The sequence below is a fragment of the Rhizobium sp. CF122 genome (assembly GCF_000282035.1).
GTDB lineage: Bacteria > Pseudomonadota > Alphaproteobacteria > Rhizobiales > Rhizobiaceae > Rhizobium.
On sequence record NZ_AKKA01000100.1, the window covers coordinates 1 to 7977 of the forward strand.

Sequence of the window (7977 nt, forward strand, 5' to 3'; positions counted from 1 at the left end):
TGGCAGGCCTGAAACGCTCATGGATGCAGATTCCTTGTAATCCTCGGATATTGCGGGCGTTGCCCTCAGTGGCGGGTCGAGGCCGGTCCGCCGGGAGGGGCATCCGGCAGCAGGACGGCTTTCGTAGTCATAGTCGACCCCGCAGGACGGGACACAACTCCGAAGAGCTGGCACTGTCCAACTTTTCAGTATGACTTCCGCGAACAAGCGAAATAGGCGAGATGCTTTCCCGCGGCTGGAGACGGACGCGCGAATCTTTCAAAAGAGCGATTTCAGTCTCAGCCTGCATCAACTCCCGTTCCGCTTTCACGAGATAATCGCGTGTGAGGGGGACGGCAGTTTGGTCCAGCGAAAGCTGTAGCTGAAAAACCATCAGGCCTTGATGCCGAAATGCCGTTTCCGAAGCGGCGAGATAGAACTCCCACATGCGCGCGAACCGCTCGTCATAGATTCTGACCGCGTCCTCACGGCGCTGCAGGAAGCGCTGCCGCCAAGCCTTCAAAGTGTCTGCGTAGTGCAAGCGCAGTATTTCCACATCGCACACCACAAGTCCCTGGCGCTCAAGCGCCGGGAAGACTTCCGACAGCGAGGGGATGTATCCGCCGGGGAAAATGTACTTCTGGATCCACGGATTGGTATGTGAAGGACCTTCGAACTGACCGATTGAATGGAGGACAAAGACCCCCTCTGGCTTCAACAGGCGCCGCGCCTTGGCAAAAAACTCGTCGAAATGGCCTACGCCAACATGCTCGAACATTCCGATGGAAACGATGCGATCGAAGCTTTCATCGACTTCCCTGTAATCGGTGAGCAAGAACCTTACATTGTCGGCGCTTTTCGTATCGGCTGCGCGCGCGTTCGAGACAGCGTGTTGCTCTTCGGAAAGGGTGACACCGGTCACATCGCTGCCAATGACGGAGTTGATGTAAAGACCAAGGCCGCCCCATCCTGAACCGATATCCAGCACACGATGGTCGGGGGATAGCTGGAGCTTAGCGGCGAGGTGGCGCTTCTTGGCAAGCTGCGCTTCCTCCAGGCTGGCAGCCGGATGTTCGAAGTAGGCGCATGAATACTGGCTATCTTCGTCGAGAAACAGGCGGTACAGATCACCATTCAGGTCGTAGTGATGGGACACATTCTGGCGGGACTTTCTCAAAGTGTTGAGTTGATGGACGCGTCTCAAGGCAAAATTGAACTTCCGCAGCACGCCTGGCCAACCACCGAGATCGGAAACCCGCGTGTTTTTGAACAAGAGCTCGAGAAGTTGGTAAACAGACCCTTGGGTGACTTCCAGTTCGCCGTTCATGAATGTCTCACCAACGGCCAGCTCCGGATTCAGGAATAGGGAGCGTTCAGCGGCCCGCGTTTTGATATGAATGGACACGACGCTCTTGGCGCTGCCGTAGGCCCGCTTTGTACCGGATGCATAGACCACGTGCAGTTCGCCAATTTTGATGATCCGGCGCAGGACGGAATGCAGCAAGAGTTCCATTGTTGGCTCCGATGATTAAGGCTGCGACTGTTGAATGAGACGCAAACTGCCTGATGTAATTTCACTGTGAGTTGAAGCAACTTACTGAAATGGTGGCGACCCTCGTCTCGAGGGTCAGCAGCAGGCCCCGTGCTAGTCCACTGTCCTCGGCGGCTCGGAAATCAGGCGCGACGTGCGTTGACCGGTGAAGTAGGACCAGAGCCATTGGAACTCGACCCGCAGACGATTCTGCAGCTGGGGAAGCGAGGCCATGTGAATGAATGCCCATATCAGCCACGTCAGGAATCCACTCATGCGAAAGCGACCGGCCTCGAGGATCGCAAAGTTCCTACCCACCACGGCCATATTGCCCTTGTTGGAATATCGGAACGGACGCTTCGCATCCCGCCCTTTAAGCCGGTTGCAGATCAGCCGCCCCACGTAACGTCCTTGCTGGATTGCTGCTTGGGCGACGCCAGGCACCGGCCGTCCGTTCTGCATGACTGATGCTGTATCTCCCACGAAGAAGACGTCCGGCACACCCGGGACCTCCAGGCACGGACCAACGATGACGCGACCGGCCCGATCGGTGTCCGCGCCGAACATTTTCACGATCGGTGATGCTGCCACCCCGGCGGTCCAAAGGACGGTCGCGCTCGAGATTCTTTTGCCGCCGGCGACGACGCCTTGCTCATCGACCTTTTCGACCTTGACTCCCGTCATAACCTTGACGCCGAGCTCTTCGAGCCGTGCCGTTGCCTTCCTCGACAAGGTCTCGGCGAAGGTCGGAAGCACTCGGTTGCCGCCTTCGAGTAGAATAATGGTGCTATCCGCCGGATCAATACGGCGGAAATTTTTGCGCAGCGTAACGGCAGCCATGTGCGCCATCGATGCCGCCAGTTCCACTCCGGTAGGACCAGCGCCGACCAGCACGAAGGTCATCTGCCGGGCGCGCTCGCTTGCGTCATCGGTCGTTTCGGCGAGCTCAAAGGCGCGAAGTATTTTTGTTCGGATCGTCTCTGCATCATTCAGGTCCTTGAGAGCTGGCGCATACCGAGCAAACTCCTCATGGCCGAAATAGCTTGGGCGCATTCCGGTAGCGATAATTAGATGGTCGAACGGGACCTTGCGAGTGCCGAGGCCAGGGCAGCTGGCATCGACCGTTCGGGAACTCAGGTCAACTCCGGTCACTTCCGCGAGCATCACGGTCACATTTCTCTGCTTGACGGCGAGCTGCCGGATCGGCGCTGCGATTTCCGAGGGTGCAAGCACCGCGGTGGCCGCTTGATAGAGCAGCGGTTGAAATATGTGGTGATTGCGCCGGTCGATCAGCACGACCTCCGCATCCGCGCGCTCTAAAGCGCGCGCCGCGGCGATCCCCGCGAAACCACCTCCAGCAATCACGATACGCTTGTGCGCTTTCGTTTGCCCTGTTTGAACCGCGTCTGAGACGGCAAGGTTGTTCGGGGGATCTGCCAATTTGGCGTTCATGGATCACCTTTTCGCAAGTGCTGTGACGGAGACGGCCAACGATCGCACGCCCGTGGATTTGCAGACGCAACCAGGCAAAGCGTCGACTCAACAGCCGATGCCCGCCCGCATCCGATGACCTCGACGGTCATCGCAATCCTGCCTCAGACCGAATAGCTGGGGGTGTGCAGGCGCGCCTGAATGAGCGCCGCGATGTCCTTGGGACGTTCGACACGCGCCAGGTTCTTATCGAAAATGCACTCAGCGATGCGGGTCGCGACATGGAGCGAGGTTGCGAAGATTCTGCTCTGCGGCGGATAAATAAGCCCGGTGGCGAGATCTTCCTCCGTCACCCGTTCGGCGACCGCCTTGGCCGCGACGATGAACATGTCGTCGGTTATCCGCTCGGCCTCGGTGGCGAACACAGCCATGCCCATGGGAGGGAAGATGTAGACGTTGTTGCCCTGGCCCGGCACGAAGGTCTTGCCATTCACCTCGACCGGGGAAAACGGGCTGCCACTGGCAAAGATCGCCCGTCCTCCGGACCAGCGATAGGCCTCCTCGGCGGTACATTCGGACCGAGAGGTCGGGTTGGAATACGGGAAGATGATCGGCCGCTCGTTGATCTCGGTCATGGCTTCGATTACCTGCTGATTAAACAGTTTTGGCATGGTGCTGACGCCGATGATCGCCGTCGGGCGGAGCGCTTTGACCGCCTCCACGAAGCTTGTCACTGGCTCATGCTTGAGGGCAAAGGGCTTCTGGAACTCCGCAAGATCGGTGCGCGAAGCCACCAGCAAGCCGTTGACGTCGAACAACGCAGTGCAGGCGCCAGCCTCGGCCATGCTCATGCCATCGAGCGTCATCGCCCGGCTAATCAGCCCCGCAATACCGGTCGCCGCCGATCCGCCACCGAGAAACAGGAAACGCTGATCGGCAAGCCGCTGCCCGGAGATGCGCAAGGCGCCGTAGATGCCGGCCAAAGCGACCGCCGCCGTGCCCTGGATGTCGTCGTTGAAGGTGCAGACCTTGTCGCGGTAATTGGCAAGGATCGGCACAGCGTTGAAGTTCGCGAAGTCTTCCCACTGGATGCAGCACTTCGGATAGAGCGCCTGAACGGCATCGACGAACTCATTGACGAAGGCCGTGTATGCCTCGCCGCGCACGCGTTCCTGGCGTAGGCCGAGATAGAGCGGGTCTTCAAGAAGTTCGTGATTGTTGGTCCCGACGTCGAGGGTTACCGGCAGGCAGTACTGCGGCGGCACGCCAGCGCAGGCGGTGTAGAGGGCAAGCTTGCCAATCGGAATGCCCATGCCGCCAACACCGAGATCGCCCAAGCCAAGGATGCGCTCGCCGTCGGTGACGACGATGAACCGGACGTCCTTTTGCGGCCAGTTGGCAAGCAGTTCGCGCAACCGTCCCCGCGCGCTGATTGGCAGGTACATGCCGCGCGGATTGCGGTAGATATGGTCGAATTTCTGGCAGCCTTCGCCCACCGTCGGCGTGTACACGATCGGCATGAAGCGAGCCGGATCCGACATCAGCAGGGCATAGAACAGCGTTTCGTTGCGCACCTGAAGGTCGGACAGCAGCAGGTAGCGTTGCAGGTCACTGTCGAGCTCAGCGAGTTCGTTGTTCAGGCGCGACACCTGCAACTCGAGGGAAAGGGGCACGGGTGGCAGCAGGCCCTCTAGGCCAAATTCGCGGCGTTCGGAGACGGTGAATGCGGTGCCCTTGTTCAGCCGAGAGTCACGCAGCAGCGCATGGCCGGTGGGAATGTTAGTGGACATGTGGCTTTCCTTCCTGTTGTTGTTCAGTCTGATTGGTGGCGGATGGCTGCGGCAGTCCGAGGGTGCCATACTGGCGGGGAGCAGGTCCGTCGGCATGGGCTCGCCGACCGCGACCAAAGCGACAGGGGAACTAGCAGCCTGGGACAGTAAGTCTGCAGCCCATGACGGTCGTCAGGCGGAGGCGACATAGGGTGTCACCATCTTGGCCGGATCGACGACACGATCGAACGTCTGCTCGTCGACGAAGCCGAGCTCAAGCGCGGCCTGTTTCAACGTCAGATCGTGGTCGGCAGCATGATGAGCGATTTTCGAAGCCTTATCATAGCCGATGACCGGCGCGAGCGCGGTGACCAGCATCAACGAGCGCTCCACATATTCCGCAATCTTCTTCCGGTTGGGTTGCGTACCCTCAACCAGGAAGGCGCGGAAGTTTGTGCATCCGTCGGCGAGAATGGTGATCGACTGCGCGATGTTGGCAATCATCAGAGGCTTGTAGACATTCATTTCAAGATAACCGCCGGCTCCGCCAAAGCCGACGGCCACGTCGTTCGCCATGACCTGCACAGCGATCATCGTCAGCGCCTCGACCTGCGTCGGGTTGACTTTTCCGGGCATGATCGATGAGCCCGGCTCGTTTTCCGGGATCAGCAGTTCCGCCAAACCGGCGCGCGGGCCGCACGATAACAGCCGGATATCGTTGCCGATCTTATAGAGCGAGACAGCAAGGGTGCGCAGTGTGCCGGAGAGGTGAACCAGTGCGTCATGGGCGCCTTGGACCGTGAACTTGTTCGGCGCACTGACAAAAGGCAGCTCGGTGAGCCTAGCAATTTCGGCCGCAACGGCTTCCGCAAATCCCGGTGCAGCATTGATTCCAGTACCAACGGCGGTGCCACCGAGCGCAAGCCGATAGACGCCCTTGAGTGCGTCCTTGATCCGCTCGAGATCGTCGGACAGCATGCCCGCATAGCCCGACCATTCCTGGCCGAGCGTGAGCGGTGTCGCGTCCTGCATGTGCGTCCGGCCGATCTTGACGATATCGGCCCATTCTTCGGCCTTTACCGCGATGGCGTCGCGCAGCGCGGTCACGGCCGGGATCAAACGGATCGCGACTCCTGCGGCGGCAGCAATGTTCATCGCCGACGGAAAGCTGTCGTTGGATGATTGAGACATGTTGACGTGGTCGTTCGGATGGACGGGGGCCTTGCTGCCGAGCGGGGTGTTCATAAGCTGGCAACAGCGGTTGGAAATGACTTCGTTGACGTTCATGTTGAACTGGGTGCCGCTGCCAGTCATCCAGACGTGGAGCGGGAACATATCATGGAGTTTCCCCTCCAGGATCTCCTCGCAGACACGCTTGATCAGTTCAAACACCTGAACCTCGAGGCGACCGCCCTCGCAGTTCGCGGTGGCAGCGGCCAGCTTCAAGATCGCATAGGAAGTGATCATTTCCCGCGGGATCAGGTCATGGCCTATGCTGAAATGCTCGAGCGAACGTTGGGTCTGGGCGCCCCAGAGCTTGTCGGCGGGAACGTTGACTGAGCCTAGGCCGTCGGCCTCGCTGCGAAAGCTTGCGCGGCCGGTAAGGTGCTCCACGTGCTGCTTGCTGCTGATGCTGTTCATGGCAGTCTCACTTCCTGGTGTGACAGGTTGGCTTGAGAGATGCGGAAGAGTTCTCGGCTCATGAGGGGGGACTCCTTTTCTTTGGCAACGACTAAACGACCAGTCCGGGACGTTGAGCTCGTGTGCTGCGATACAAAAAAGATATGACTCCCGGCGAATTGCGATTCGATGCAGCCAGCCTGAGCGGACGCGACAAACCTCGCGTGGGGGGCGGCTGCGTCTTTCAGCGGCGAGGAGGACCAAGGTGTGCCAACCGCAATGTAGGTCCCGATTCCCGACAGACAGATCAGATACATAGCGAGCGGGAACGCGAATCCGGGGGATTGTGACTTCTGGTCTTCACACTCATGGCGCTTCATTTGGATGATCCTTGGGGGATGGCGCGCGACGAAAAGCGTTGTTGTATCTCACCGTCGGGCTCGCAAATGCGGTCGGCGAGGATCGAATGTTTGCTATAAGGTGGTCGCTTATCCGACCCGGCGTTCGACCATCATCGTCTTGATCTCGGCAATCGCCTTGGCCGGGTTGAGACCCTTCGGGCAGGTCTGCGCGCAGTTCATGATCGTATGGCAGCGATAGAGGCGGAACGGATCCTCGAGATTGTCGAGGCGTTCGCCCTTCGCTTCATCTCGTGAGTCGATCAGCCAGCGGTAGGCCTGCAACAGGACGGCCGGGCCGAGATAGCGGTCGCCGTTCCACCAGTAGCTCGGACAGGAGGTCGAGCAGCAGGCGCAGAGAATGCACTCATAGAGACCGTCGAGCTTCTGGCGATCCTCGTGGCTCTGCTTCCACTCTTTCGCCGGCGTCGGCGAAACCGTCTTCAGCCACGGCTCGATCGAGCGGTGCTGGGCGTAGAAGTTGGTGAGGTCGGGAACAAGATCCTTGACCACGGGCATATGCGGCAGCGGATAGATCTTCACCGCACCCTTGATATCGTCGAGGCCCTTGAGGCAGGCCAGCGTATTCGTGCCGTCGATGTTCATCGCGCAGGAGCCGCAGATGCCTTCGCGACAGGAACGGCGCAGCGTCAACGTCGGATCGATCTTGTTCTTGATATAGAGCAGACCGTCGAGCACTCTCGGACCGCAGTCGTCGACATCAATGTAGAAGGTGTCGATCGACGGGTTCTGCCCGTCATCCGGGCTCCAGCGGTAGACGCGGAATTCGCGGGTGTTCTTCGCACCCGCCGGCTTCGGCCACACCTTGCCTTCGCGCATCTGGGAGTTCTTGGGGAGAGCGAGTTCAACCATGGCAAGTTCCTTTCAGATCAATAGACGCGGGCTTTCGGCAGGATCTTGTGCGGATCGATGCCTTCTGCGATGAGCTCGGTATGAACAGGGCGGTAGTCGAGTTTGACGTCGCCGGCGTCGTTGACCCAGGAAAGCGTGTGCTTGCGCCAGTTAACGTCGTCGCGGCCGCTGTAGGGTCCGCCGGTGTAATCCTCGCGGGCATGCCCGCCACGGCTTTCCTTGCGAGCCTCGGCGCCATAGACCGTGGCAATGGCGTTGGCCATCAGATTGTGCAGTTCGAGCGTTTCCACGAGGTCTGAGTTCCAGATCATCGAGCGATCACCGATCTTGATGTCGGACAGCTCGCCCCAGATAGCCGAGATGCGCTTGCAGCCCG

5 protein-coding genes and 1 pseudogene are annotated in these 7977 nt (G+C 59.6%); all 6 read right to left on the bottom strand.

What is annotated here, in order from left to right; translation table 11 throughout:
* Window positions 1-127: 127 nt before the first annotated feature.
* A complete protein-coding gene (locus tag PMI09_RS25605; protein ID WP_007801264.1) occupies window positions 128-1492 on the bottom strand; it encodes an SAM-dependent methyltransferase in 1365 nt (454 codons plus the stop codon).
* 132 nt (window positions 1493-1624) lie between these two features.
* Window positions 1625-2962, bottom strand: a complete 1338-nt coding sequence (locus PMI09_RS25610; protein ID WP_007801266.1) for an NAD(P)/FAD-dependent oxidoreductase — start codon at window positions 2960-2962, stop codon at window positions 1625-1627.
* Window positions 2963-3105: 143 nt separating this feature from the next.
* Complete coding sequence (locus PMI09_RS25615; protein WP_081499119.1) at window positions 3106-4800, bottom strand: NAD-dependent malic enzyme; 1695 nt, start codon at window positions 4798-4800, stop codon at window positions 3106-3108.
* Window positions 4801-4902: 102 nt separating this feature from the next.
* Window positions 4903-6351 (bottom strand): class II fumarate hydratase, encoded by a 1449-nt coding sequence (gene fumC / locus PMI09_RS25625; protein ID WP_007801270.1) that lies wholly within the window; start codon window positions 6349-6351, stop codon window positions 4903-4905.
* 467 nt (window positions 6352-6818) lie between these two features.
* Complete coding sequence (locus PMI09_RS25635; RefSeq protein WP_007801274.1) at window positions 6819-7601, bottom strand: succinate dehydrogenase iron-sulfur subunit; 783 nt, start codon at window positions 7599-7601, stop codon at window positions 6819-6821.
* A 17-nt stretch (window positions 7602-7618) separates the two neighbouring features.
* Window positions 7619-7977: pseudogene (locus tag PMI09_RS25640) on the bottom strand (succinate dehydrogenase/fumarate reductase flavoprotein subunit); the annotation flags it as partial.